Here is a 25382-nt window from a genome sequence, read left to right on the forward strand (position 1 = left end):
TTCAACCAAAACTTCTTACGATGGCGCTTCCTTCTGCACTGTATTATCCCCATACGAGCATAACCGACAAAAAAATAATTAAGAATTCGCTTCTTCTTTGGGATCAGGTCGAGTATATGACCCCTTCACCATTCTGGAATCATCATTCGTTTGATCAGAAACTGTATAACGAAGCGATTGAGATTATAGGTAAGGCGCATTACCCCACGGATACGGAGAAAGACTTAGTACATAATCGAATTTCCGAATTAGTTAGAAAGGGTTTACCTCCTTGGTTTTTTCTGAATTTGGAGATTAGCGTGAGAAATTTGAAAACCTACGGGATTTATCCGAATAAGCTCGCTGATGAAACTTGGCGACTGCTTAATGGGCAGAATCTTGCGAGGCTAGATCACCAAGATAATCATTTTCATACCACGCCTTTTATGGGATTAATGATAATGTCATTATTGGCTGACGCCTGCGCTGGTACAACCAAAAGAAAAATCACAGATCGGGTAGATGCTTATTCTTGGATTCATCGATTTGCTACCGCTGAGCTAGATGGAGAGTACATATTAGGCAAAGATGTTAGTCAAGTTGCATTGAATTATGAAAGACTAATCACAATTTCTATTAAAGTCTTGGATACCGATGCTTTACCAATATCGACGTTGGTGGCTATGAGGAGGCGCGAGGCTAAGGAACGAACGCATGACTACCGAGTATTTCGAATAAACTATTTAAAGAAAGTAGACGAATACGTTGAAAAACTTACCGGCTCAGAAAATAGCGAGTCTGATATAAAAGAAATTCAGCGGCAGTTCGAAAAAGATATGGACTCAGAATTGAAATCTTTGCGACGGGAGTTAGCTATTACAAAGGACAAACTCATACTATCAAAGGAAGTAGCGGTAGCTTGTGCTGCTGCGAAAGGGGCGTTTAGTGCGCCAATTTCTGGAATAACTGACTTGTCAACTATATTTGGAGCAATAGGGATTGGTGCGCTTGTGCGTATCGGTAAAGAATACAAAAATTCAAGAGGGAAAGCACTCGAAAAGAGCCCGATGGCATGGCTCTACCTCTCAAGTATCAGGGCAAATGGTTTTGACCCAAGAAGAATAATTATTTAGGCAGTCTGAAGTCCGACAGCCTTGCCGTGAACACACCACGCTCGCGGCCCTTGAACATCAGGTGCCAGTTGCCGCGGTAGCGGAGCACGGCAGGCACCACGTACTCGCCTACCTTGGTCATCTCCACCTGCATGTGCACGTCGAAGTCGTACACGCCGGCCTTATAGCTCATGTCGTAGTTGCGGCCCACGATCTCCATGGTTTTCTGGTCGAACCAGGTGGTGATATTGTCGAACACGATGTCGCCGCGCTCCGACGACGTGAGGTCGGGCCGGCGCTCGATGCGGAACACGTAGCAGGGATGCCCGTTCAGGTCGGAGGTGTCGATGGCGAAGTTGTAGTGCTTCGCTATCGACTCGTCGAACACGTCGAGCTTGTTACCCATGAACGGGATGCCGGGGATCTTCTGGCCGGGCCGAAAAAAGAGCATCTTGAGCTGCTCCTTGTTCTTGTCGAGGCCTTTCTTGCCGGCGATGTTGTGCTCCGAACCCGCCACGATATTGGTCTCGCCGCAGATACGGCCACGCGTGAAGAAGAAGGCGTCGTAGAGCTGGGCGGTGTAGTAGTTATACTGGCGCTTTCGGTCGTAAAAATCGCCCGTCACTTTTTCCTCGAGCACCTCCATCGTGCGGCAGCCGCCGGCCACGTGCTGGCGGGTAACGCTGGTCAGGCTGGCATCGGAGCGGCCTTTCTTGTCGTACAGCTCTATGAAGTTCCGGGCGGTGTAGCCCAGGATGTGCAGGTTCTTGAAGGCCTTGTAATAAGAGGTATCGTTCTTGATGCGCTGCAGGAAGCGGGGCACGTTGAGGTCGCTGCGGACCACGACCTCTGATAGGCTCACCATGCGGCGCACTGCTTCCACATCACTCGTGTCCTGCGCCCGCGCAACGGCGGAGCAGCACCACATCAATACGCACAGGAGTCGCTTCATTTCTTCGGGAATAGCATTCGGTAATCCGTCCGGATCGCCCCGCGGCTGATGTCGTCGAGCTTCCGCTTCAGGAGCTTGCGCTTCAGGGGCGACAGGTGGTCGATGAACAGCTTGCCGTCGATATGGTCGTACTCGTGCAGGATGATGCGGCCGGTGACGCCGTTGAACGTGCGCTCCTGCGGCTGCAGGTTTTCGTCGAGGTAGCGGACCGTCACTTCCTCGGCGCGGTAGATGTCTTCCCGGATGCGTGGGATAGAGAGGCAGCCCTCGTTATAGGCCCAGTCGTCGCCGAGTTCCTCTACGATGTGTGCGTTGAGGAACACGCCTTTGTATCCGGGCGCGTCGGGGTAGTCCTCGTCATCGTCGTCCTTGTTGGCAAAGATCTGCTCCGAATCCACCACGAAGAGGCGGATGCCGCGGTTGATCTGCGGGGCGGCAAGGCCTACGCCGTTGGATGCATACATGGTTTCCCACATATCGGCGATGAGCTTGTCGAGATCGGGATATGCGGCCGGGTCGATGTCCTGGGCCACCTGGCGGAGGACGGGATGCCCGTAGGCAACGATGGGAAGGATCATGGCGCGAAGGTAATGTGCTAATGAGTTAATGTGCTAATGTGCTGATCTTTGCAGCGCCTTCCGCCCAATCTTTACGTTTCGTAAACAGTGCAGCGCACAGCTTCACGAAGCGCACACGAAGCTATACGCGCCCGGGTGCCGGACCAGCGACCCCGGACAGGCAGCAAGGTGATTTGTATCAGGACCGATCACAGATCCTGGATCGCGGATCTGAAATACCGCCATTGTGCGTCCGCATCAAATCTGAAATCACACATCTGAAATCCGAGATCTGAGATCATCACATCTGAGCGCTCAGATCCTCCCCAGGTATTCCTGGAGCATCATCGTGGCAGCGACTACGTCGATAAGTCCTTTCTCCTCGCGCTTTTTCTTTTTGAGGCCCATCTGGGAGATGGCCTGCGAAGCCAGCTTCGAGGTATAGCGCTCGTCCACTTCCTCGATCGGCACCGCAGGAAAGGTGCGGCCGAAATGGATGATAAAATTGCGGACGGCCTGCGTGATGTGCGTGTCGGAGTCGTCCCAGTTGGTGGGCATGCCGATGAGCACGCGCTCCACGCCTTCCTTCGGGATATACTCCTTCAGGAAGGGCGTCAGCTTCGCCGTTTCGATGGTCATCAGCCCGGTGGCGATGATCTGCAGGGGGTCGGTGACGGCGAGGCCGGTGCGTTTTCCACCATAATCGATAGCGAGGATGCGGCCCACGGGAAAGGTTTTAAAGGGTTTTGAGAGGTTTTGGAAGGTTGGTTCGTTTTTGACTTTTTATAGCTTCACGAACAGGTCGGCGATCACGAAAGCGGCGAACACGACGGAGGCGATGCCGTTGGCGGTCATGAAGGCGAGGTTGACGCGGCGCAGGTCGTGGGGCTTTACGATGGCGTGCTGGTACACGAGCATCCCGATGAAAACGAGTACGCCGACCCAGTAGAGCGGACCGAAGCCGCCGAACTTTCCTGCAGCTACCACGCAGGCGGCCGAGAAGAGGTGCAGGAGTTCCGAAACGCGCAGCGCTTTTTCCTTACCCAGCGCGGCCGGGATCGAGTAAAGTTGCTGGGACGTATCGAAGTCGACGTCCTGGAGGGCATAGATGATGTCGAAGCCGCTCACCCAGAAAAGCACCGCGAAGGAAAACAGCAGCGGCAGCCAGTGAAAGAAGCCGGTAACGGCCAGCCAGGCGCCGATGGGCGCGAGCGCGAGGCCGACGCCCAGCACGAGGTGGCAAAGCGGCGTAAAGCGCTTCGTGTAGCTGTATCCCAGTACCACGGCGAGGGCCACCGGCGAGAGAAAGAAGCAGATGCGGTTGATGAACGCGGTGCAGGCGATGAAGAGCACGCAGCAGGCGATGGTAAAGGCCAGTGCATTCTTCGGGGTGATGATCCCTTTCGGGATCTCGCGGATGGCGGTGCGCGGGTTCTTTTCGTCGAACCTCCGGTCGATGTAGCGGTTGAAGGCCATAGCGGCAGAGCGGGCGAAGACCATGCAAAGTATGACCAACACGAATCGCTCGGTCAGGATCTGAGTCAAGGTATCACCCCATCCTTTTTGCGCAGACCACCCGATCGACCGGTTCAGGTTCCATTGGCCGGAGTGGTCGAACGAGGATCGGATGTTCAGTCCCGGCAGCAGCACATTGCGCTTGATGGCGAGGAAGAACCCGATCAGCGCGAAGGGCATCGCGAAGATGGTATGGGAAAACTTGATGAGGCTGAGATAATTTTTGACTGTGGACATGGTTGACTGTTGTTTCGCCCGGTACCGAAGCGGCCAGGACCACTCCGTGTAATTCGGGAGATTGCTTCGCTGCGCTCGCAATGACCTGCCGGCCGCGACCACTTCGATATTCGTTATTTGTTATTCGCTTTTCGATATTCCCGCAGCTGCTGCCGCACAAGTTCCCACAGCACCACGCCTGCCGCCGTGGCCACGTTGAGCGAGTGCTTCATCCCGAGCTGCGGAATCTCGATGCAGCCGTCGCACCCGGCGATGGTGCTCTGCTCCACGCCGCTCACCTCATTGCCGAAGATCACGGCGAGCTTCTCCCCTGCTCCTAAAGTCATATCCTGCAGCATCCGGCTGCCGGCGGCCTGCTCCACGGCGTACACTTTGTAGCCGAGTGACCGCAGGTCGGCGATTGCTTCGGCCATTGTTCCAAAATGCTTCCAGGACACGGTATCCTCCGCGCCGAGGGCCGTTTTGCGGATCTCCTTGTGCGGCGGAAAGGCGGTGTAGCCCACGAGGTAAACCGCCTCCAGCAAGAAGGCATCCGCGGTGCGGAACAGCGAGCCCACATTGTAGGCGCTCCGCACGTTCTCCATCACGGCGATAAGGGGCAGCTTCTCGGCAGCCTTGAATTCCTCCACGGAGAGGCGGTCCAGTTCTTCGGTAGTGAGCTTGCGCATCGGCGCGGCAAAGGTAAGGACGGAATAAAGTTCTGAAGGTTTTGAGGGTGCTGGAGGTTCCGGAGGCTTTTAACGGTGCTCAGGGCGGGAGCAACTGCCTGTAGCCTCAATACAGCTCGGACGACAGCCCGGCGAGTAAATGATACAACATCGTGTTGCGCAGCAGGTCCGTGTCCGACCGCATACGCTCCCTGGCCTCCGACTCGGAAATAAAGCTGGAACTCCCGAACGGGGTTAATGTGCAACCGAGGAAACGTACCTGCAGGGTGGACTCGAAGTAGGCTGCGGTGAACCGGGAGGCGACGATCGTTGTCTTGGATTCCCGCAGCATTGCTTCCGCCGCCAACTCCAATTCGGCCGCGCTGTACCGCTTCCGGAGAAGGCGCACAAAATCCACGACCATGCAATGGTAATCGTCGTCCCCCGTATGGCAGAACGTGAACGAGGGCGCTTGTGCAGCCTCTTGGAAGTCGAATGCGAAGGGCAGGAACACCGCGATGGCGGAGTCGGGCTTTCCCATGCCCTCAAGCGCCAGCATCAGCTTGTGGTGGTAGCCTGAATTAAAGTTGAAGGAGCCCATGGAGCAGCCGCGGCGTATCTGGGGCAGGTGCAGGCCATAATCAAGTACGGCAAAAGCCGAATCATAGCGACTCGTGGCGAGGTACATATCCGCGAGCCGGGCAGCCCAGTAGGTCTTCTGCCGGGCGAAATTCCATTTGCCCAGATAGATCGCCTTACGGTACGCCTCCTCCTTCTCCGCGGGTGCTGCCGCCCAGATCAGGCAACGGCCCGCCGAAGTCTGGTACGATGCGATAAGTACCGTATCGGTGGCGAGCGCGGCCGCCTCCAGGTACCACCTGGCTGCCAATGCGGGCTGGCCGGAAGTGTCGGCCACAAACGCCCGGAGCCGCGCGTTATCGACATCAGCCTGCGCCGCGCCCCGTAGCGTACCGATCAACAGCAGTATGAAAAGGGCAGTTTTCACGTAAAAAAAATTAAAGATTACCAGGGAAAAACCTGAATCGTACTGCATTCAGACTTCTTATTGGGCCAGGGTTGCGTATGCGGGAGGCACAGCGCGCAGCAGTCGCGACAGCACCGAGTTCCGCAGCGCATCCCGTTGAAGCTTCAGTCTTTCACCAACGGCATCATCAGGCCCGAAGAAGCCCCCTCCGTGCACCGCGAATTCGCGCCCGAGGAAGCGGGTAACGAAGCGATGGCCGACTTTGTACATCGGCAGGATACCTCCCTTCGTTTCCACGAGCCCGGACTGCGAAGGCATTTCTTCCACTGCGCGCGCGAGTTCAGCGTCACTGTACCTGAGGCGCAGGATACGCACGAAGTCGCCGACCATTTGTGCGTACTCCTCTTCGCCGGTCCGGCATTCATTTCCGCTTACGGACCGGAACGAATGCGGCATAAAGACGTTGATTGCGGAATCGCGCAAGCCCAGTCCCTCGAGGGCGAGCATGCGCTTGTGCTGGTGCCGCGCAGAAAAATCGCCGAAATCGAAGCACCGCTGCCGTTCCGGAATGCGCAGACTATAATCGAGGATGTAGAGCGCCGAATCAAACCGACGCTCCGCGATGTAAATGGCTGCTAGGCTAACGCCCCATTCACGTTTTTGCCCGGCACTGCGGCGCGGCCCTTCGTTGATCGCATCCCGCAGCGCGTCCTTTTGCAGCGCGGACGGCAATCGCAGCAGGTTCAGCGTATGGGCGATCTCAAGACCTGACACGATCCCGAAGGTGTCGGTTCGCAAAGCAACTGCCGTCCGTGCCAGCCGAACCGCTTCGTCGTACCGCTTTTCCTCCCAGGCCCGGAAGAGTAGCTGCGACAGGCTGTCGTTCCCATCCTGGGCGCGGCCCGGCCGCGCAAGCAGGGCCAGAAGCAAAAAGAGCAGCACGGTTCTCATGGTACCTAAGCTACGAAATGATCAGACGTGAATGCAGAATCCACACCGATCCGCTCCATTCGGCTTACCGGTTTCCGTGCTTCCTACACCATTTGTGGGGATAAAAACGGCGATCCTGTGAGGTTTTTCCCGGATGGCTGTCGGCCCGGGAGCCTATTTTTGCCGCTATCGCTATGAGCAAAACGAAATCTGCAGAGACCCCACTGATGCAACAACACGGTGCCATCAAGGCCCGCTACCCCGATGCCATCCTGCTGTTCCGCGTGGGCGATTTCTACGAGACCTTCGGCTCCGACGCCGTGGTGGCCGCGGGCGTGCTGGGCATCACCCTCACCAAGCGCAACAACGGCTCCGCCGACAACGAGCTTGCCGGCTTCCCGCATCACGCCCTCGACACCTACCTCCATAAGCTCGTGCGCGCCGGCTACCGCGTAGCCATCTGCGACCAGCTCGAAGACCCCAAGACCGTCAAAGGTATCGTGAAGCGCGGCGTCACCGAGATGGTGACGCCCGGCACCGCCACCAACGACAAGCTCCTCGAGCACGCCTCCAACAACTTCCTCGCCGCCCTGCACCTCGAAAAGGACGGCACCTACGGCGCTGCCTTTCTCGACATCTCCACCGGCGAGTTCTTTGTGGCCCAGGGCGACCGCGAGTACGCCGACAAGCTCCTTATGGGCTTCCGCCCCGCCGAGGTCATCTTCCAGCGCCAGCTCCAGAAGCGCTTCAAAGAGGAGTTCGGCACCCGCTTCTATACCTATACGCTCGACGAATGGATCTTCGCACAGGCGTATTCTGAAGAAAGCCTGCTGAAGCATTTCGATACGCATTCGCTCAAGGGCTTCGGTGTGGAAGGCATGACCGCCGCCCTCGTGGCCGCCGGCGCCATCCTGCACTACCTCAAAGACACGGAGCACCCGAACCTTCAGCACATCACGAGCCTGCAGCGCATCGACCAGGCCGGTCACCTCTGGCTCGACCGCTTCACGATCCGCAACCTCGAGCTGCTGCATTCGCCGGTGGAGAACGGGGCGACGCTCCTGAAAACGCTCGACAACACGGTGACGCCGATGGGCGCCCGCCTGCTGAAGCGCTGGATCGTATTTCCCCTGGTGGACCCCGCCCGCATCAACGAGCGCCTCGACGTGGTGGAGCACCTCCTCCTGCATGCGGAGCTGCGTGAGAAAACGCTGCATGCCCTGCGCCAGTGCGGCGACCTGGAGCGCCTCGTGTCGAAGATTCCGCTCCGGAAGATCAACCCGCGCGAGCTGCTGCAGCTGGCGCGCGCCCTGCGCCAGGTGGCGGTCATCAAAGGGCTCTGGAGCGGCTCCGACGCCCCCTACCTCGACCGACTCGCCGACGCCCTCAACCCCTGCACCCGCATGGCCGACAAGATCGTGGCCACCATCATGGACAACCCGCCGGCCGTGGCCGCCAAAGGAGGCTTTGTGGCCCCCGCCGTAAACGAAGAGCTCGACTCCTGGCGCTACATCGCGCACAACGGGAAAGAATACCTCGCCCAGCTGCAGCAGGCGGAGTCCGAAAAGACCGGCATCCCGTCGCTCAAGATCGGCTTCAACAACGTGTTCGGCTACTACCTCGAGGTCACCAACACCCACAAGGACAAGGTGCCGCCCGAGTGGATCCGGAAGCAGACGCTGGCCAACTGCGAGCGCTACATCACCCCGGAGCTGAAAGACTACGAGGAAAAGATCATGGGCGCCGAGGAGAAGATGCTCGCCATCGAGCTGCAGCTGTTCGACGCGCTGCTCCACGAGCTGCACGACTACCTCGGACACATCCAGACCGACGCGTCGATCCTGGCCTCCCTCGATTGCCTGTGCTGCTTCGCCCAGAACGCGCTTCAGTATAACTACAAGAAGCCCCTGCTCCACGAAGGCGACGCCCTCGAGATCAAACAAGGGCGCCACCCCGTGATCGAGCGGCAGCTGCCTCCCGGCGAGGCCTACGTGGCCAACGATCTCCTCCTCGACAAAGAGGAGCAGCAGATCATCATCCTGACCGGCCCCAACATGAGCGGTAAGAGCGCGCTCCTGCGCCAGACGGCCCTCATTACGCTGATGGCCCATATGGGCTCCTTCGTGCCCGCCGAAAGCGCCCGTGTACCGCTCACCGACAAGATCTTCACGCGCGTGGGCGCGTCCGACAACCTGAGCGCCGGCGAGTCGACCTTCATGGTGGAAATGAACGAGACGGCCTCCATCATCAACAACGTATCCCCGCGCTGCCTCATCCTGCTCGACGAGATCGGCCGCGGTACCAGCACCTACGACGGCATCTCCATTGCCTGGAGCATCGCCGAATTCCTGCACAACGCACCGGAGCGGCCCAAGACCTTTTTCGCCACCCACTACCATGAGCTCAACGAGCTGGAGGGCAAGCTGGAGCGGGTAAGGAACTTCCATGTCACGAACCGGGAGATCGGCGGCAAGATCATCTTCCTGCGCCAGCTGGCGCCCGGCGGCTCCACCCACAGCTTCGGCATCCACGTGGCCCGGATGGCCGGCATGCCGCCGGAGCTCGTAGCCCGCGCCAAAGAAGTACTGACGCAGCTCGAGGCGAAGCCCGTGGCCGAAGGTCCCGGGGCGCAGCTGAAAGAATTGTCGGGGCCGAAAGTGCAGCTGAGCATCTTCGACGCCCACAGCCAGACCTTCGACGCCATCCGCACCCTCCTGGAGAGCCTCGACATCAACCGCCTCACCCCGGTGGAGGCCCTCATGAAGCTGAATGAGATCAAGGGATTGTTGCGGTAGGCCGCTGCGCGGCCGTTTATTGGTCTATTCGTTTATTAGTAAAGGGTCGTTTGCCGTGTCGGAGTTATTGCGCGTGGCGGTCATTGCGAGCGCAGCGCCCCGAAGCTTCAGGACAATCTCCTGTGTTACACGTAGGTCGCGTTTGCCGCAAACCTGTCATTCCCAGCGTACCGAAGGAATGACAACGCGGACCGGTTGTTCACACCTGGCTTTGGCCTATCTCACTCAATTCATCTTCTGACGGCTCACGGCTCCCCTCCCTTGGGGAGGGGCCGGGGGTGGGCTGGGGGAAACTTCTCACCGGCCATTGGCAGAAAATATTATTTTTGCCCCCAAATCAAGCTCCCTATGCTTCATAGCCTGCGCTTTTCCGGCTTTGCCGCCCTCGCCCTGGTTCTCGCTGTATCCTGCACCAAATCGCCCAGTGGTAAGGTTTATACCAGCACCAACCCCATGACCTTCCAGCAAGTGGTGCCCCAGCCTACGCCCGTTTCCAATGGCTCCGGCACTGTCGAAGCTTCCTACGATCAGAACACCCGCCTCCTTTCTTATACCGTACGCTGGCAGGCTACCGACAGCGCTACGGCCATCCACGTGCACGGCCTCGGCGAAGCCGGATTTGCGGCGCCCATCATCCAGAACGTAGCCTCCGGCGTTCCCCGCCGTACCTCCGGTTCCTTCAGCAACACCCTGCTCATCGACGGCATCGTGCTGAAGGAAGACGAGCTCCTCTCCGGCCGCTACTACATCGACCTGCACACGAAGGCCTACGCCAATGCCGCCGCCGGTGGCGAGCTCCGCGGCCAGCTCGAGTTCAACCGATAAGAAATGTCACTAAACGAAAAGCCCCGACGGTACCGTCGGGGCTTTTCGTTTAGTGGTTTATTGGTCTATTGGTTTATTTGTAAGGGGTCGATTACAGTTCGGATGTGTTTATTGCTGGTCAATTCCCGTGCGGACAAGCAGGCTCTGGATCCGGTCCTGAAAAAGGAGACACGGGCGCAAGAATTTCAGTAAAGCAACGGGGTTGATTTAGGAGCTTCCGTCATGCGCGCCAGCAATAAATCTGAAATCCAAAATCACAAATCTGAAATCCCTCGCGTGCGTCAGCCCAGATCTCAGATCTTAGATCTCCGATCTGAGCTCCCCTAGTGCGCATCGAACCAAAGCTTCGCGTCATCGTCCCACACGCCGTTGTAGTTGATGAACAGCTCCTCCCCCTTTTTTACCGGACGCACCGTGCGGATCAGAATAAGCTGCTCGGCATAGTGCATCTCGTACTCGCAGTTGGACTGGTACGAGTGGTTATAGAGCGACACATACCCAAGCGCCACACAGCACTGCGTGCGGCTCTTGCCCCATTCGAAGATGTAATCGTGCAGGAGCGTCTGTTCCAGGAGCTGGCGGTGGCGCGCGCTCATCACGATCACCGGGGCCACTTCCACGAGCATCTGCGCCGGCATCGCCATCTCTGTAAAAACACCGCGGCCGCGCCGGTCCGACGACCGCACCTTCAGTGCGGGGTGCGTATAGTTGATCGCATTCACGCGGCAAAGATTCGGAATAATCGTTTTCGCCCGCGTTTTGAATTGCGCGTATTTTTGACCCATGTCGCTGGAATTATTGAAGCAGGAGTTCGAGCATGTGCTGCAGAACGAGGATCCGAACGCGCTCCACGCCTTCCTCGATCAGCAGAACATCACGGAGATCGCCGACCTCGTTTATGAAGAACCCGAGCAGGCAGCACAGATCGTAGCTGCGATGTCGGTGCACCGCGCTTCCGGCGTTTTCCGTATCCTCGAGTTCCCCGTTCAGCGCAAGATCATCGAGGAGCTTTCTCCTTCCAAGACTGCCGAGCTGCTCAACGAGCTTCCGCCCGACGACCGCACGTCCTTCCTCGAAGACCTGCCCTCCAACGTGGTGCGCGAGCTGATCAAGCAGCTTAACCCCGAGGAGCGCAAGGTGACCCTTTCGCTGCTCGGTTACCCCGAGAACTCCGTGGGCCGCCTCATGACCCCCGACTACGTGTATATCTACGAAGACAATACCGTGGCCGAGGTACTCGACATCATCCGCCGCGTGGGCAAGAACACGGAAACGATCGACGTCATCTACGTCATCAACGAGAAGGGCGAGCTGCTCGATGACCTCCGGATCCGCGAATTCATCCTCGCCGACCCCGACAGCCGGGTGAGCGAGCTTATGGACGACCGCGTGATCGCCCTCAACGCCTACCAGGACCAGGAAGAGGCCAACGAGGCCTTCAAGATGAACAACCGCGTGGCCCTGCCCGTGGTCTCCAACTCCAACAAGCTCCTCGGCATCGTTACCATCGACGACATCCTCTGGGTAGCGAGCGAGGAGTTCTCCGAAGACATCCAAAAGATCGGTGGTACGGCGGCCCTCGAGCAGCCCTACCTCGAGATCCCCCTGATGAGCCTGTTCAGCAAGCGCGTGGTATGGCTGATGATCCTGTTCGTGGGCGAGCTCATCACCATCACGGCCATGCACCGGTTTGAAGACGAAATTGCAAAAGTGGTGGTGCTCGCCACCTTTATCCCACTCATCATCTCCAGCGGCGGCAACAGCGGCTCGCAGGCGGCTACGCTCATCATCCAGGCCATGGCGCTGAGCGAGCTCAGCATCCGCGACTGGTGGTTCATCATGCGCCGCGAGATCCTCTCCGGGCTCCTGCTCGGCGGCACGCTCGGCATCATGGGCGTCACCGTCATCTTCGTCTGGAACTCGTTCTCCGACGTGTTCGGCATCTACTATTGGAGCATTGCCTGCACCATCGGCCTGTCGCTCATCGGGGTCGTGCTCTGGGGCACGCTGGTAGGCTCGATGCTGCCCCTCATCCTGAAGCGCCTTGGCGCCGACCCCGCCGCCTCCTCCACGCCCTTCGTCGCCACGCTGGTGGACGTTACCGGGCTCATCATTTACTTCTCGGTGGCCTACCTCTTCCTTATGGGAAAGCTCCTGTGACCCATCCCCCGGCCCCTTCCCGAAGGGAAGGGGTGACTAAAGAGGAAGATTCTTTATTGTCGCGTCTGTCCTCTGGTTTGTCATCATAGGATGCTGTTTTTTTATGCGGCATCGTCGGCAAATCTGGTGTAGCGCTGTTTCTTAGTTTATCCAGTAATGAGCTCTGGAAGCCGCGGTGGAATAGGTAAGACCCGTTGGGTGTTTCGGCAACCATACCGTAGTGATCGTCGAGCAAACAGCAGTATGATCGCAGAAAAGAAAATTGGCACCCAGTGAGAACCGTTGCACAGAGTCACCCCTTCCCTTTGGGAAGGGGCCGGGGGATGGGCCGGGCCGGGGTGAGGTAGGCACGAACTTTTCAGTAGGTTCCGAAACGAAGATTATGGCACAGCCGAATGACGATAAGCAGCGGAACAAGATCCCGGAGAACGACCCTTCCAAGGCCATGGACAGCAAGCGCGAGGTAGAGCAATCGCCCGATCCGAAGACCGACCAGGATTTCCCGGGCTACCCCCACTACCCGGCACGAGAAGATATCATGGACAAGCGTACCGACAGCCACCGCGTAGACCTTGATGTGGAAAATCTTCCCAACTCCAAAAACCTCAGCGGTGTAAGCCAGCGCTTTTCCGGCAACTCCGCCACCAACAGCGAGCGCGGAGGCCAGTCGCAACAAGCGCCGGAAACGAGCGGAGTAGCCCCCGAGCCCGACGATACCGGCCGCGAAACCGACGCCATCCGCACTTCCGGCGGCCGGCGCTCCGAGATCGGCACCCCGCAGGACGTGGACGGCGACGATGACCTCGGCCTGCGCCCCGGCACCGAGGCCGACGTAAGCGCCGACGAGGTACGGGCACTCGCCAGCACCGACTATCCCAGCGACGACGAAACGAGCCTCCATAATGCCCGCCTCGACGACCGCGACTTCGACGGCGACCCGCTCAACGAGGAAAGCTTCGGCCAGCTCCGCACCGGCGCCGGGCTCGACATTCCTGGCGAGACCGACGAGACCGATACCGAATCGCTCGGGCAGGGCGACGAGGAGAACAAGTACTTCAGCCTCGGCGGCGACCGCCAGGAAAGCAACGAGGAAGATCCGTATTCCGGGCCCGGACGCGGCGAGGGCTGAGCGGACGCATAACGATCTGAAAAGGAGGCAATCGCCTCCTTTTTTGATGCCCTGCCCCCCTTGCCTCATCCCGCGTTTCAGCTTATCTTTACGGGGATCCTTAACCAGTGGGCCCTCCTGACCCGCGCCAAACACCATTCCGTGCAAACGAAAGCCGAATCGAAACAAAGCAACCTGGACCTCCGGCACCTCAGCGGGTACGCGACGTACCTGCTGACCCATAAGCTCGGGGAGGTAGCCCTGCTCCAGTGGCAGTTTGCGCAGGAAGAACACCTGCCACTCCTGGGCCAGTTGGCCCACCTCCCGCCAGAACAGCAAAAAGCCCTGCTCCGCAGCCACGTGGCGGAGCTGCTGCAGCACCTCTCCGACAACACCGCGAGCGAATGGACCCGCCACAACCTGGCGCAATGGCTCAGCAACGGCTTTCCCTTCGAGCGTCACCAGGTGGCGGCCGAAGACATCGTAAAGACCGGCTATATCCGAAAAAAGTCGCTGCTCCACTTTCTCCCCGAATACTGCGTCGAGAGCACGCAGGCCCTTCAGATCGTGGGCGAGATCGACCGCTTCCTGCTCCAGCACCAGACCGCGGTGATGGAGGCGTTCACCCGCCTCCTGCAGCAACAGCTCGAAGAGCGCAGCCTGTACATCGAGAAGATCAACACCACCCTTCCGGGAGCGCTGTACATCTTCAATGTCCGCACCTTCCGGAACGAACACGCCAATGAGAACTTCGCCGCCGTGATGGGCTATACCCGCGAAGAGCTCAACGCACTTGGCGCGGATGCCATCGCCCGGCTGGTGCACCCCGACGACCAGGGCCAGGTGCGGCGCAGCATCGAAGCACTGGCGCAGGCAAGCGACGGAGCGATCCATTGCTACCAGTACCGCCTCTGCGGCAAAGACGGACAATACCGTTGGTTCCGCAATTACGAAAGCGTATTCCGGCGCGACGCGGACGGCACCGTGCAGGAGCTGATCGCCATCTGCCTCAATATCGACAACGAGATGACCACCTCCGCGCAGCTCCTCCAGCGCGAGGAGCAGCTGCTCGAAGCGCAGGCCATTGCCCGCATCGGCTCCTATACCTGGGTGCTCGACGGCGGGTCGTCGATCGGCACACCGGAGCTCGTCAAGATCCTGGAAGTGCCGATCAACGACAACGATGGCTTCCGTGCCCGGGTGCACCCCGAGGACCTTGCCCGGGTAGACCGCGATATCGCCCGAAGCCTCGAAACCGGTACGTTCGAAACCGAATACCGCTACCAGGGAAGCGACCGCCTCAAGCACCTGTGGTCGCGCGGGGTGGTACACTACCGCGACGGGAAGCCCTTCTCCATCACCGGCACCGTGCACGACGTGACCGACAGGATGGCCCTGCTGCACCAGGTGCAGGAGAACGAGCGCCTCTACCGCCAGGCCGAAGTGCTGGCCAATATGGGCAACTGGTGCTGGGAGCCCGCCACCGGCCGCCTTTCCTGGACCGACAACCTGTACACCATCTACGGTCTTGCGCCGCAGTCGGAGCCGGTTTCGATGGAACGGTTCCTCTCCTTCGTGCATCCCGAAGACCGTCCCTATATCGAGGCCAGCATCCAGCGCGGCTTCAAAGGCGACACCGAGGACTACATCTTCCGCATCGTGACCGCCGACGGCAGAACGCGTACCCTTCACTCCATGGCCCAGGCCGTTCGCGACGAGCAGGGCGTGTTGGTGCGCGTCTTCGGCGCCGAGCTCGACGTGACGGAGCGCCACCAGACGGAGCAGGCACTCAAGGAAAACCAGAATTTCCTGCGCAAGATCACCGATGCCACCCCCTCCATCATCACCTCGTACCATATCAACAGCGGCCGCTACACCTTCGTGAGCGAGGGGATGCACAAGCTGCTCGGCTACACTTCGCAGGAAGTACTCGAAGGAGGCGTGCCCTTCATCGTGGAGCGTATTCACCCCGACGACCTCCCCGCGCTGATGGCGCGCAACAACGAAGTGCTCGCCGAAGTCAATGCGGCTCCTCAGGTCTCCGACCCGATCGTGGAATTCCGCTACCGCGTGCGGCACCGCGAGGGATCCTGGCGCTGGCTGCACACGTTCGGCACCGTTTTCGACCGCAATGCCGCCGGCCACGTGGAGCATGTGCTCAACATCTCCCTCGACGTCACGGAGCAGATGGAGGCCCTTCATAAGATCGAAGAGCAGGAGTACTTCATCCAGCAAATCGCGGACGCCTCTCCTACGGTGCTCTACCTCTTTGATGTGCCGTCGGGAAAGTTCGAATACCTCAACCGCGAGATCTTTTACGTGCTCGGCTACACGCCCGAAGAAATACTGGACCTCGATACCGAAGGGCTGCGTGGGCTGTATCACCCCGACGACTGGCTGCTGCTGCCCGAGCGCGAAGGAAGCGACAGCCGCTTCCAGTACCAGGAATCGATGATGCAGTACGAATGCAGGCTCCGGAAAAAAAGCGGGGGCTGGTACTGGCTCCTCGCCCGCGAGGTGGTGTTCCGGAAAGACGATGACGGCAACGTGCAACAGATCTTGGGCGCCGCCCTCGACATCAACCACCGCAAGGAGATGGAGCGCAAGCTCCTGCAGAACTCCTTCCAGCTGGAGCAGTCGAACGCATCGCTCGAGGAATTTGCCTACGTGGCCTCGCACGACCTGAAAGAGCCGCTCCGCAAGATCGCCACCTTCGGCGACCGGCTCGTGGCCTCGCAGATGGAGCGCATGAGCCCCGACGGCCAGGTATACCTCCGGAAAGTAGTGGACGCCGCGCAGCGGATGCAGACCATGATCGACGACCTGCTATCAGTATCACGGATCTCGGGCAACCAAGGGTTCGAGGAGCACTCGCTCGAGGCCCTGCTCGCCGACGCCGTGCAGACCCTCGAATTCAAGATCGAGCAGATGGGCGGCACCATCGATGCCGAGCCGCTTCCTAAGGCGCATGTGGTACCGTCGCAGCTCCGGCAGCTGTTCCAGAACCTGCTGAGCAACTCGCTCAAGTTCGTGCGCGAGGGCGTGCCCCCGGTGATCCGCATCCGCCACCGCGAGCTGCTGCCGGCCGACGTGGACGACCCGCAGCTCCGGAAGGCATCCGGCTACCTCGAACTAACGTTCACGGACAATGGCATTGGCTTTGAGAATGAATATGCGCAGCGGATCTTCCAGATTTTCCAGCGCCTCAACGGGCGCAGCGAATACGAGGGCAACGGCATCGGCCTCGCCATCGTACGCAAGATCGTGGAGCACCATGGCGGCACCATACAGGCACAGGGCGTACCCGACCAGGGGGCGACCTTCACGATAATCCTGCCGAGATGATGAAAAATTATGTGATCTGGATTGTAGACGACGACACCGATGACCGGGAGATATTGCGCGACGCTTTCGAGGCGGGACGCGCCGGCGATGCCTATGCGTTCTGGGAAAACGGCGATGCGCTGATCAACGGGCTGGAGGCCCACCGCGGCAACGGCTTGCCGTCGCTGATCATGCTCGACCTCAATATGCCCGGCAAAGACGGCCGCGAAGCCCTCAAGGAGATCAAGTCGAACGAGGATTTTCATGCCATCCCGATCATCGTATTCACCACCTCCTCCTCCGACCGCGACAAGGAGCACTGCTACCACCTCGGCGCCAACTGCTTCGTGACGAAGCCCGACACCTTCTCGAAGCTGGTGGAGCTCGCCAAAATGGTACAGAGCCTTTGGCTGCCTTAGCAGCCCGGCCGCTGTCTCCGGCCCCCTGTCCCCCGAAGGGGGAACTTAGGTGGATCATACTTTCCGATCGCGGCTATTCTCAAAGTACAATTTTGCGGAGCGGTATCGGTCACCTTGTACCCAAACTCGTGATTAACGTTGTGTATCGTTGAAAATTATCGGCACCTATTTTGGGTCGTGCATCTATTGTTATGGCACCAAGGGAAAAGGATAGCAACGATCTAAGTTCCCCCTTCGGGGGACAGGGGGCCGGGGCCGAGTGGCGGATCGGCTGCTCCGGCTTTCACTACGACAGCTGGAAGGAGGTGTTCTACCCGAAAGGACTTCCGAAAACCAAATGGCTCGAGCACTATTGCCAGCACTACAACACCCTTGAGATCAACAATACCTTCTACCGCTTCCCGGAGCCCCGTACCCTGCAGCGCTGGTATGACATCGCCCCCGAGGGCTTTACGTTCACGCTCAAGGCGCCACAGGAGATCACCCACGAGCGCCGCTTCGAGGATACCGCGGACCTCATCGAAGCCTTTTACCGCACCGCCGCCGACGGGCTCGAGGAGAAGCTCGGGTGCCTGCTTTTTCAACTGCCGCCCTCCATCCACTACAGCGAGGACTTCCTGGACCTCGTGCTGCCCCAGCTCAGCACCGAGTTCAACAACGTGATCGAGTTCCGGCACCACAGCTGGTGGCGACCCGATGTATACGAGCGGCTGCGCAGCGAAGGCGTTACCTTCTGCGGCGTCTCCTACCCCGGCCTCTCCCCCGACCTCATCTCCAACGCCCCGCTGATCTACTACCGGTTTCACGGCGCGCCGAAACTGTATTATTCGGGGTACTCCGAAACCTTCATCGGGCAGATCATCGACCTTGTGCGCACCGACCCGCAGGCGCGGAAGACCTACCTGTATTTCAACAACACCGCCGCCGCCGCCGCGCCCGGCAATGCCCGTACCGCGCAGGACCTGGCGGGCTGGCCTTCCTGAAGGGGCGCTCCTGCTACCGGCCAACAGCAAAGGCACGGCTTGGGGATCGTATTTTTGATAAAACCAGCACATGCCGCTCCCGCTCATCCGCAAGGCCGATTTCACCCGTATTTACTGGGCTACGCTCCTGCCCGGCCTTGTGATGCTCGCCGTGGCCTGGTGGGCTGCGCAGCAGGGCATCGGCCGCCGGGTAGATTTCATTGCTGTTTCTTCCACGCCGCTCTTTATCGGCACCCTGGCCCTTGTATTCGGACACGGCGCCTACCACCGCCGGCAGCTTCAGCAGCTTACCCAGGTAGGTGATCACGAGGAAAAGGTCGCCCGCTACCGGCGGCTCTATTCCTTCCGGCTGGCCGTGCCACTGCTGATCTGCGGCGTGTGCTGCGTGCTGCTCGTGCTGTCGGGCCGCAAAACCTTCCTGTACTACGGGATCTTCAACCTGGTGGCCTGTCTTTTCTATTTTCCCAGCATCCTCTGGATCCGGCGGGAGCTGCAGGATGAAGAACTTGAGTTTTACTAAGGCAATTTGCTGAAACAGACAGCTCCGCCAACGATGCCACCGCTTCGGGTTCATTGATCTCTGTCGGCAGGGCGTCGTCGACAAGTGCAAGTCAAATGATCAGGATGCAATAAGTTTAAGATAAATTTCGACCTATGCCGGTAGATGAACGGACAGGCAAGCATTGGAGCGCAACGATCCCGCGCCGAAGGCTCTTACGCTTATTAGTCACTTCGGGGGTATTGTGCCTCTGGTTGCTTTGGGCCTGTCAGAAGAAAACGGGTGAAAAATACGTCAGCTTTCGCTACACCCAGATCGTTTGCGACGAACACTGGGCAACGGGTGCCACCGACAGCGCCACAGTTGTATCGGTGCGCCGCTACCTCGACAGCCTTGAGCTCGCCCCGCTCGACGTTCAGGTCCGCAACGATGGGGAGTCCGACGCCTGCGGCATCTGTTTTTGCCGTACGGGAAAGCGCTTTTATGTGACCACGATCTACGAAGAAGAGCGTGTACGCCGATACGGTGTGATCGGGTTCCAGCAGTTGTAATGTTGTACCGCCGCGCAAAGCGAAGCCGCACCCTCACGGCATTACTAATAGACTAATAGACCAATAAACACTCCCCTAGCACTCGCTGAGGCTGAGCGGGATGTTGACGGCGAGGCCGCCTTCGGCCGTTTCCTTGTACTTCGAGTTCATGTCGAGCGCCGTGGCCCACATCGTGTCCACCACGTTGTCGAGCGAGACCTTGGCATAATCGGGCGCGCTCTGCAGCGCGAGCTGCGAAGCCGTGATGGCCTTGATCGCACCCATCGTGTTGCGCTCGATACAGGGCACCTGCACCAGGCCGCCGATCGGGTCGCAGGTCATGCCCAGGTGGTGCTCCATGGCGATCTCGGCCGCCATCAGCGCCTGCCGCTGCGAGCCGCCCAGGGCTTCGGTAAGCGCCGCCGCCGCCATCGACGACGACACGCCGATCTCGGCCTGGCAGCCACCCATGGCCGCGGAGATGGTCGCTCCCTTCTTGAAGATGGACCCGACCTCGGAAGCCGTCAGCAGGAACTGCAGCACCTTGTCGTCGGTGACGTCGGGGTAAAAGAGCTTGTAATAATGCAGTACCGCGGGAATCACACCGGCAGCGCCGTTGGTGGGCGCCGTGACCACGCGGCTGAAGGAGGCGTTCTCCTCGTTCACGGCAAGGGCAAAGCAGCTCACCCAGTCGAGGATGTACTGAAAGTGGTTGCCGCCGCCCCGGATGGCCGCGATCCACTCATCGTATGAAGCATACGTCTTTCCCTGGAGGAGGCGTTTGGCGAGGCCGGCGGCGCGGCGCTTCACGTTGAGCCCCCCGGGTAGGGTGCCCTCGGTGTGGCAGCCGCGGAAGACGCATTCCTGCATCACCTTCCAGATACGGCCCACGCCGGCGCGGGTGTCGGGCTCGGGACGCCAGGCGCTTTCATTTTCGAGCACCACCTCGTGGATGGTTAGGCCCGTTTTGCGGCACCAGTGCAGCAGGTCCTCGGCGTCGTTGATGGGAAAAGGCAGCGTTACGGAGCCGGCGGCCTGCGTTTCGCCCTCCTGCACCACGAAGCCCCCGCCGATCGAGTAATACGTTTCGGAAACGGCTTCGCCGTTGGCGAAGGTGGCGAGAAAGCTGAGGGCGTTGGGATGAAAGGGCAGCGACTCCGACATCAAGAACTCAACGTCAACTACCGGATCGAAAGCCAGCACATAGCTGCCGGCGAGGTCCATACGTTTTTCCGCCCCGATGCGCCGGATCTTGTTGTCGAGCTCTTCCACGGCAAAGGTCACCGGGTCGTCGCCGGCGAGGCCGAGCAGCACGGCCACGTCGGTACCGTGCCCTTTGCCGGTTTTGGCGAGGGAGCCATACAGGAGCACCTTAAGCGCAACAACGCCGGCAAGCTGCCCGCGTTGTTCCAGCAACGTGGTGAAGCGTTGCGCAGCCCGCCACGGTCCCAGGGTGTGGGAGCTCGAGGGGCCGATGCCGATCTTGAAAATGTCGAATACGGATATCGCTTCGTGTGCCACGGGTGATCTTTCCGCAAATCTACCGCAATTCGCCGCCCTTACTGTACGGACGTCAGCTGCACGGTGAAAATTAGCATCGAGTTGGCAGCCAGCACGAGGTTGTTGTTGGCGTCGCGGATCTCGCGGCCACCGTATCCCAGCGACGGGGGGATATAAAGGATGACCTCACCGCCTGTTTTAACGAGGGGCAGGATGTTGGTCCACCCGCGGATGAGCGCAGTGAGCTGGTAGGGCTGCGGGAAGGTGCCGGCGTCGAACACGCTGCCGTCGACGCGGCGGCCGGTGTAGCTGGCCCCGATGAAGGAGCAGGGCTCGGGCTGGGCGCCGGTGCCGGCTACGGTGATGCGGTAGAACACGCCGCTGCAGTGCTGTATGGCGTCGGTAATGTTGTTCGCGGCCAAGTAGGCGCGCACAGAGTCGATCTCGGCGTTGGTCGCCTTCACGGCGCAGGCGTCGTACTGGCAGCGGACCTCGTCGCGGCCTTTGATACAGCCGGCAAATACGGTGAGGGCAAGCAGCGAGGCAATGAGGGTCTTAAGCATGGTGTTTTGCACTTTTAATATGGACACCGGTCACAGCTCTTTTGCTGCACCGGCACTTTTTTGTTTTTGCAGGAGCACCTGGTAGCGCTCCTCGTTCTGGTCCCACTCGTGCTGGGCCGAAAAATAGCTCATGAACAGCACGATGCCTATGGCCGCAATCACGATCATCAGGATCACCGAGCTGTGGGTGCGCATCACCATGGTGGCGCGCTGGTACCAACCGGTGGCGATGCTCAGGAACAGCACGACCACGATGCCGACGCCGAGGGGCAGCCCCGAGGAAATACGGGAAGCCACAGAGCGGCGGCGGGTCCGCTGCCCCGTCCAGAAATCAACGAAGGCCTGTTCCTCGGAGGTGAGCATAGTGAATAAAAAGAATGATCCCGGGGCTGCCGGGATCATTCGGGTTTAAGAGGTACCAAGCAGATTCGAACTGCTGTAGCAGCTTTTGCAGAGCTGAGCCTAGCCACTCGGCCATGGTACCGGAACTAATGAGCGGCGGCAGTAAGCGAAAAGGCCGGTGCACCACCGCTGCTTCCTGCCAAAGATCATCTTGGGGCAGGGCGCGAAAATAGATACTTTTACCGAATTAACAGCTTCTGAGCCATTCGTTTTTTAAAAATTGAACTCCTCCATGCAGCCTATCGCTGAATCAGAACTCATCATCAACGCCCGCGGCGCCATCTACCACCTCGACCTCCGCCCCGAAGAACTGGCCCCTACCGTCATCACCGTCGGCGACCCGCACCGCGTGAAGGAAGTGAGCAAGCACTTCGACCGCATCGAGGTGCAGCGCGAGCACCGCGAGTTCATCACCCACACCGGCTATATCGGCGCCAAGCGCCTCTCCGTAGTATCTACCGGCATCGGCCCCGACAATATCGATATCGTGTTCAACGAGCTCGACGCGCTGGTCAACATCGACTTCGGCACCCGTCTCATCCGCCCGGAGCTCTCGTCGCTCCAGATCGTGCGTATGGGTACCTCAGGCTCGCTGCAGGCGCACATCCCGGTGGATTCCTTCGTGGCGTCCACCCATGCGCTCGGCCTCGACAACCTTCTGAACTACTACCGCCTCGAGCAGAACATGGAGGAGAACGCCCTGCTGCAATCCTTTAACACCCACACCGGCCTCAATACACAGGTCACCAACCCGTATATCTCCGGTGCGGCCCCATCGCTGCTGAAGCACTTCGTGGCCGAGTTCCACCAGGGCATCACGGTCACCTGCCCGGGTTTCTACGGTCCGCAGGGGCGCGTGCTGCGCCTCGGCATCCGCAACCCGGCCCTCATCGACCGCCTCACCGAGTTCCGCTACGGCAACCACTTCATCTCCAATTTCGAGATGGAGACCTCCGCCATCTACGGCCTCGGCCGCCTGCTGGGCCACCAGTGCCTCTCGCTGAGCGCCATCGTGGCCAACCGCGTGGCCCGTACCTTCTCCAAGGATGGCAACGCCCTCGTGGAGCGGATGATCGAGCACTCGTTAGGGATTCTCAGTACGTTACCAGGGTGAGCGGGTGAACGGGTGAGCGGGTGAGCGCGTCAACAAGTCAGCGGGTGAACAAGTCAGCGTGTGAGCGATTGCCCGCAAATTGTCGCAGCGGGCATTGGCCTACCTAACGCGCTCACCTATTCACCTGCCCAACTGCTCACTTGCTCACCTGCTCACTTGCTCACTCGCTCACCTGCTCACCCGCTCACCTGATCTCGATCGCACCATGAACTACTCCTTTTACAAATACCAGGGCACCGGCAACGACTTCGTGATCTTCGACAACCGCGACGGTATGCTCGACCGGATCGCGACCGGGTCGCCTGAGGCCACGGAGATCATCCGTTCGCTCTGCGACCGCCGCTTCGGCATCGGCGCCGACGGCCTCATGCTGCTCAACCGCCACCCCGGCTACGACTTCGAGATGAAGTACTATAATGCCGACGGCCGCGAGAGCACCATGTGCGGCAACGGCGGGCGCTGCCTCGTGCGCTTTGCCCACGACCTCGGACTCGTACAGACTGAATACCGCTTCCTCGCCATCGACGGGCCACACGAGGCCACCGTGGATTTCGACGGCACGGTAGCCCTCAAGATGCAGGACGTAAGTGAGGTACGCCAGAACGGCAACGACTTTGTGCTCAACACCGGATCGCCGCACTTCGTGCACTTCACAACGGAAGTACTCAAAAAGGACATCGCCCGCATCGGCCGCGAGATCCGCAACAGCGCACCCTTTGCCAAAGAAGGCATCAACGTGAACTTCGTGGAGCAGGGGCCCGACAGCGACGAGATCACAGTGCGCACCTACGAGCGCGGCGTGGAAGATGAAACCCTCTCCTGCGGCACCGGCGTTACCGCCGCGGCCCTCGTGAGTGCCCACCATGAGAACGGCTTCAACCACGTGGATGTAAAGACCCTCGGCGGCCACCTCAGCGTGGAATACGAGAAGCACGGCAGCAACTACACCAACATCTGGCTCATCGGGCCGGCGGTGCGGGTGTTTGAAGGAACCATCGAAATCAAATAATTTCAGATGTGTGATTTCAGATTTGAGATTTGGAGGGGTTCCCCCGAATCTGAAATCTGAAATCCGAAATCATAAATCTTTGTTTTGGCTTTATTCAACATCCGGGTATATGGGCTGCTGCGGAACGGGCAGGGCGACGTGCTGGTGAGCGACGAGTGGATCCGCGGGGCGCGGATCACCAAGTTCCCCGGCGGCGGCCTCGAGTTCGGCGAGGGCACCCGCGACTGCCTGCGGCGCGAGTTCATCGAGGAGATGAACCTGAAGGTGGAGGTCGGCGAGCACCTCTATACCACCGACTTCTACCAGCAATCGGCCTTCAACCCCGAGCACCAGATCGTCTCCATCTATTACCTCGTGGAGGCGCTCGAGCCCATCCGCGTGCGCATCAGTACGGAGCCCTTCGCCTTCGACGCCGCACAGCTGGCGCGCTACGAAGAGCGCCGCGAATGCGAGTCGTTCCGCTTTATTCCGTGGAATGAGTTTTCCGAAGAAAGCGTTTCGCTCCCCATCGACAAAGTGGCAGCCCGGGTGTTCAAGAATCGGTAATCGGGAATCGGTAATCCGCAAAGGAGCAGAGGGATAGCGAAGTCTTTGCCGGATTGACGATTAATGGTTGGTCTTGCTGACGTTTCACCCCTTCGATCATCGCGTTCAAAAACTCGAGGGGAAGTTATCGAGCAGGAGGCGGAAGAGGAGGAGCAGTAATAGGGAGAAGATGATCAGCGCCGGGTTTCTACGGAGCCGGAAGCGGGCCTCGCCGGCGATCCAACGGTTAAGGAAGCGGGCGGTAGCGCCGAGGAGCGGGATGAGCACGAGCGCTCCGATCAGCAGCAACGCGAAGGCATAGTCGTCGAGCCAGCGCCAGTTTCCGGTATGCCAGCGGGTCCAATACTTCGGTACGAGGTCCCTTTCTGCCAGGTACTCCTTCCAATACTGCTCTTCCTCGAAACCCCGGATTTCCCCACTGCGCTCGTTGGCCACGAAATAGCCCGACACGAGCCTTCCGACGACATGCCCCTTGTAGAAATACCAGCGGTCGATCGGGCCGAAGCCCGTTTCCCAGCCTTCCACGAACAACTCGATCCCGCTGCCCGCATTGCCCATTCGGTACCCGCCCGGGGTCCTACTTTGCCAATCGCCCCAGCCTATCGCCGAAGCCGGCAGCGCGAGGAGCAGCAAGGTGATCGCACAGAGCAACCACCCTGCAGGCATCGCCCTGAATGACCTGCGTCGTTGA

Annotated in this window: 25 protein-coding genes and 1 tRNA gene; 13 read left to right on the forward strand and 13 right to left on the reverse strand. The window is 59.5% G+C overall.

Translation table 11 applies throughout. The features are described from left to right. Positions 1-20: 20 nt before the first annotated feature. Complete coding sequence (locus ABD937_RS13455; RefSeq protein WP_345256267.1) at positions 21-1112, forward strand: hypothetical protein; 1092 nt, start codon at positions 21-23, stop codon at positions 1110-1112. Here ABD937_RS13455 and ABD937_RS13460 read toward each other — a convergent pair. The 7 genes from ABD937_RS13460 to ABD937_RS13490 all read right to left on the reverse strand — a co-directional run bounded on the left by ABD937_RS13460 (position 1105) and on the right by ABD937_RS13490 (position 6935). Continuing rightward, on the reverse strand, positions 1105-2043 hold the full coding sequence (locus tag ABD937_RS13460) for a hypothetical protein (protein WP_345256268.1): 939 nt from the start codon (positions 2041-2043) through the stop codon (positions 1105-1107). The two genes, ABD937_RS13455 and ABD937_RS13460, sit on opposite strands and share 8 nt — an antisense overlap. Then, on the reverse strand, positions 2040-2621 hold the full coding sequence (gene def / locus ABD937_RS13465; RefSeq protein ID WP_345256269.1) for a peptide deformylase: 582 nt from the start codon (positions 2619-2621) through the stop codon (positions 2040-2042). The genes ABD937_RS13460 and def overlap by 4 nt, the downstream gene beginning before the upstream one ends. 294 nt (positions 2622-2915) lie before the next feature. Further along, complete coding sequence (gene ruvX / locus ABD937_RS13470; protein ID WP_345256270.1) at positions 2916-3326, reverse strand: Holliday junction resolvase RuvX; 411 nt, start codon at positions 3324-3326, stop codon at positions 2916-2918. Positions 3327-3383: 57 nt separating this feature from the next. Continuing rightward, positions 3384-4352 (reverse strand): UbiA-like polyprenyltransferase, encoded by a 969-nt coding sequence (locus ABD937_RS13475; RefSeq protein ID WP_345256271.1) that lies wholly within the window; start codon positions 4350-4352, stop codon positions 3384-3386. 113 nt (positions 4353-4465) lie between these two features. Next, a complete protein-coding gene (locus tag ABD937_RS13480) occupies positions 4466-5020 on the reverse strand; it encodes an RNA methyltransferase (RefSeq protein WP_345256272.1) in 555 nt (184 codons plus the stop codon). 106 nt (positions 5021-5126) lie between these two features. Continuing rightward, a complete protein-coding gene (locus tag ABD937_RS13485) occupies positions 5127-6005 on the reverse strand; it encodes a hypothetical protein (RefSeq protein ID WP_345256273.1) in 879 nt (292 codons plus the stop codon). A 57-nt stretch (positions 6006-6062) separates the two neighbouring features. Then, positions 6063-6935, reverse strand: a complete 873-nt coding sequence (locus ABD937_RS13490; protein WP_345256274.1) for a hypothetical protein — start codon at positions 6933-6935, stop codon at positions 6063-6065. Between the two features lie 206 nt (positions 6936-7141). Between ABD937_RS13490 and mutS the strand changes: the two genes are divergently transcribed. Continuing rightward, entirely contained in the window at positions 7142-9709 is a 2568-nt protein-coding gene (gene mutS, locus ABD937_RS13495; protein WP_345256275.1) for a DNA mismatch repair protein MutS, read from the forward strand. Positions 9710-10057: 348 nt separating this feature from the next. Next, entirely contained in the window at positions 10058-10534 is a 477-nt protein-coding gene (locus ABD937_RS13500; protein ID WP_345256276.1) for a CHRD domain-containing protein, read from the forward strand. 323 nt (positions 10535-10857) lie between these two features. Here the strand turns inward: ABD937_RS13500 and ABD937_RS13505 are convergent, their stop codons facing one another. Next, positions 10858-11256 (reverse strand): SET domain-containing protein, encoded by a 399-nt coding sequence (locus ABD937_RS13505; protein WP_345256277.1) that lies wholly within the window; start codon positions 11254-11256, stop codon positions 10858-10860. Positions 11257-11317: 61 nt separating this feature from the next. Between ABD937_RS13505 and mgtE the strand changes: the two genes are divergently transcribed. The 7 genes from mgtE to ABD937_RS13540 all read left to right on the forward strand — a co-directional run bounded on the left by mgtE (position 11318) and on the right by ABD937_RS13540 (position 19578). Further along, positions 11318-12694, forward strand: a complete 1377-nt coding sequence (gene mgtE / locus ABD937_RS13510) for a magnesium transporter (RefSeq protein WP_345256278.1) — start codon at positions 11318-11320, stop codon at positions 12692-12694. Positions 12695-13076: 382 nt separating this feature from the next. After that, the gene (locus ABD937_RS13515; protein WP_345256279.1) at positions 13077-13823 is read left to right on the forward strand and encodes a hypothetical protein; all 747 of its coding nucleotides are present in this window, start codon (positions 13077-13079) and stop codon (positions 13821-13823) included. A 141-nt stretch (positions 13824-13964) separates the two neighbouring features. Then, positions 13965-17147, forward strand: a complete 3183-nt coding sequence (locus ABD937_RS13520; RefSeq protein ID WP_345256280.1) for a PAS domain-containing sensor histidine kinase — start codon at positions 13965-13967, stop codon at positions 17145-17147. Further along, on the forward strand, positions 17144-17545 hold the full coding sequence (locus ABD937_RS13525; RefSeq protein WP_345256281.1) for a response regulator: 402 nt from the start codon (positions 17144-17146) through the stop codon (positions 17543-17545). The genes ABD937_RS13520 and ABD937_RS13525 overlap by 4 nt, the downstream gene beginning before the upstream one ends. 191 nt (positions 17546-17736) lie before the next feature. Then, complete coding sequence (locus ABD937_RS13530) at positions 17737-18528, forward strand: DUF72 domain-containing protein (protein ID WP_345256282.1); 792 nt, start codon at positions 17737-17739, stop codon at positions 18526-18528. A gap of 70 nt (positions 18529-18598) precedes the next feature. After that, positions 18599-19048, forward strand: coding sequence for a hypothetical protein (locus ABD937_RS13535; RefSeq protein ID WP_345256283.1), 450 nt, complete (start codon positions 18599-18601; stop codon positions 19046-19048). 221 nt (positions 19049-19269) lie between these two features. Beyond that, the gene (locus tag ABD937_RS13540; RefSeq protein ID WP_345256284.1) at positions 19270-19578 is read left to right on the forward strand and encodes a hypothetical protein; all 309 of its coding nucleotides are present in this window, start codon (positions 19270-19272) and stop codon (positions 19576-19578) included. A gap of 75 nt (positions 19579-19653) precedes the next feature. Here ABD937_RS13540 and ABD937_RS13545 read toward each other — a convergent pair whose 3' ends face one another. From ABD937_RS13545 to ABD937_RS13560, 4 genes are all read right to left on the reverse strand, one after another. Then, entirely contained in the window at positions 19654-21078 is a 1425-nt protein-coding gene (locus ABD937_RS13545; RefSeq protein ID WP_345256285.1) for an L-serine ammonia-lyase, read from the reverse strand. Between the two features lie 38 nt (positions 21079-21116). After that, entirely contained in the window at positions 21117-21620 is a 504-nt protein-coding gene (locus ABD937_RS13550) for an FKBP-type peptidyl-prolyl cis-trans isomerase (protein ID WP_345256286.1), read from the reverse strand. Positions 21621-21650: 30 nt separating this feature from the next. Continuing rightward, the gene (locus tag ABD937_RS13555; protein WP_345256287.1) at positions 21651-21983 is read right to left on the reverse strand and encodes a hypothetical protein; all 333 of its coding nucleotides are present in this window, start codon (positions 21981-21983) and stop codon (positions 21651-21653) included. A gap of 50 nt (positions 21984-22033) precedes the next feature. Further along, positions 22034-22104, reverse strand: a tRNA-Cys gene (locus tag ABD937_RS13560). A 150-nt stretch (positions 22105-22254) separates the two neighbouring features. Between ABD937_RS13560 and ABD937_RS13565 the strand changes: the two genes are divergently transcribed. The 3 genes from ABD937_RS13565 to ABD937_RS13575 all read left to right on the forward strand — a co-directional run bounded on the left by ABD937_RS13565 (position 22255) and on the right by ABD937_RS13575 (position 24691). After that, complete coding sequence (locus ABD937_RS13565) at positions 22255-23136, forward strand: nucleoside phosphorylase (protein WP_345256288.1); 882 nt, start codon at positions 22255-22257, stop codon at positions 23134-23136. A 205-nt stretch (positions 23137-23341) separates the two neighbouring features. Then, the gene (gene dapF / locus ABD937_RS13570; RefSeq protein WP_345256289.1) at positions 23342-24145 is read left to right on the forward strand and encodes a diaminopimelate epimerase; all 804 of its coding nucleotides are present in this window, start codon (positions 23342-23344) and stop codon (positions 24143-24145) included. A gap of 84 nt (positions 24146-24229) precedes the next feature. After that, positions 24230-24691, forward strand: coding sequence for an NUDIX domain-containing protein (locus ABD937_RS13575; RefSeq protein ID WP_345256290.1), 462 nt, complete (start codon positions 24230-24232; stop codon positions 24689-24691). A gap of 105 nt (positions 24692-24796) precedes the next feature. Here the strand turns inward: ABD937_RS13575 and ABD937_RS13580 are convergent, their stop codons facing one another. Beyond that, the gene (locus ABD937_RS13580) at positions 24797-25357 is read right to left on the reverse strand and encodes a hypothetical protein (RefSeq protein ID WP_345256291.1); all 561 of its coding nucleotides are present in this window, start codon (positions 25355-25357) and stop codon (positions 24797-24799) included. Between the last annotated feature and the right edge of the window lie 25 nt (positions 25358-25382).

The organism is Flaviaestuariibacter amylovorans (genome assembly GCF_039541815.1).
Classification (GTDB): domain Bacteria; phylum Bacteroidota; class Bacteroidia; order Chitinophagales; family Chitinophagaceae; genus Flavisolibacter; species Flavisolibacter amylovorans.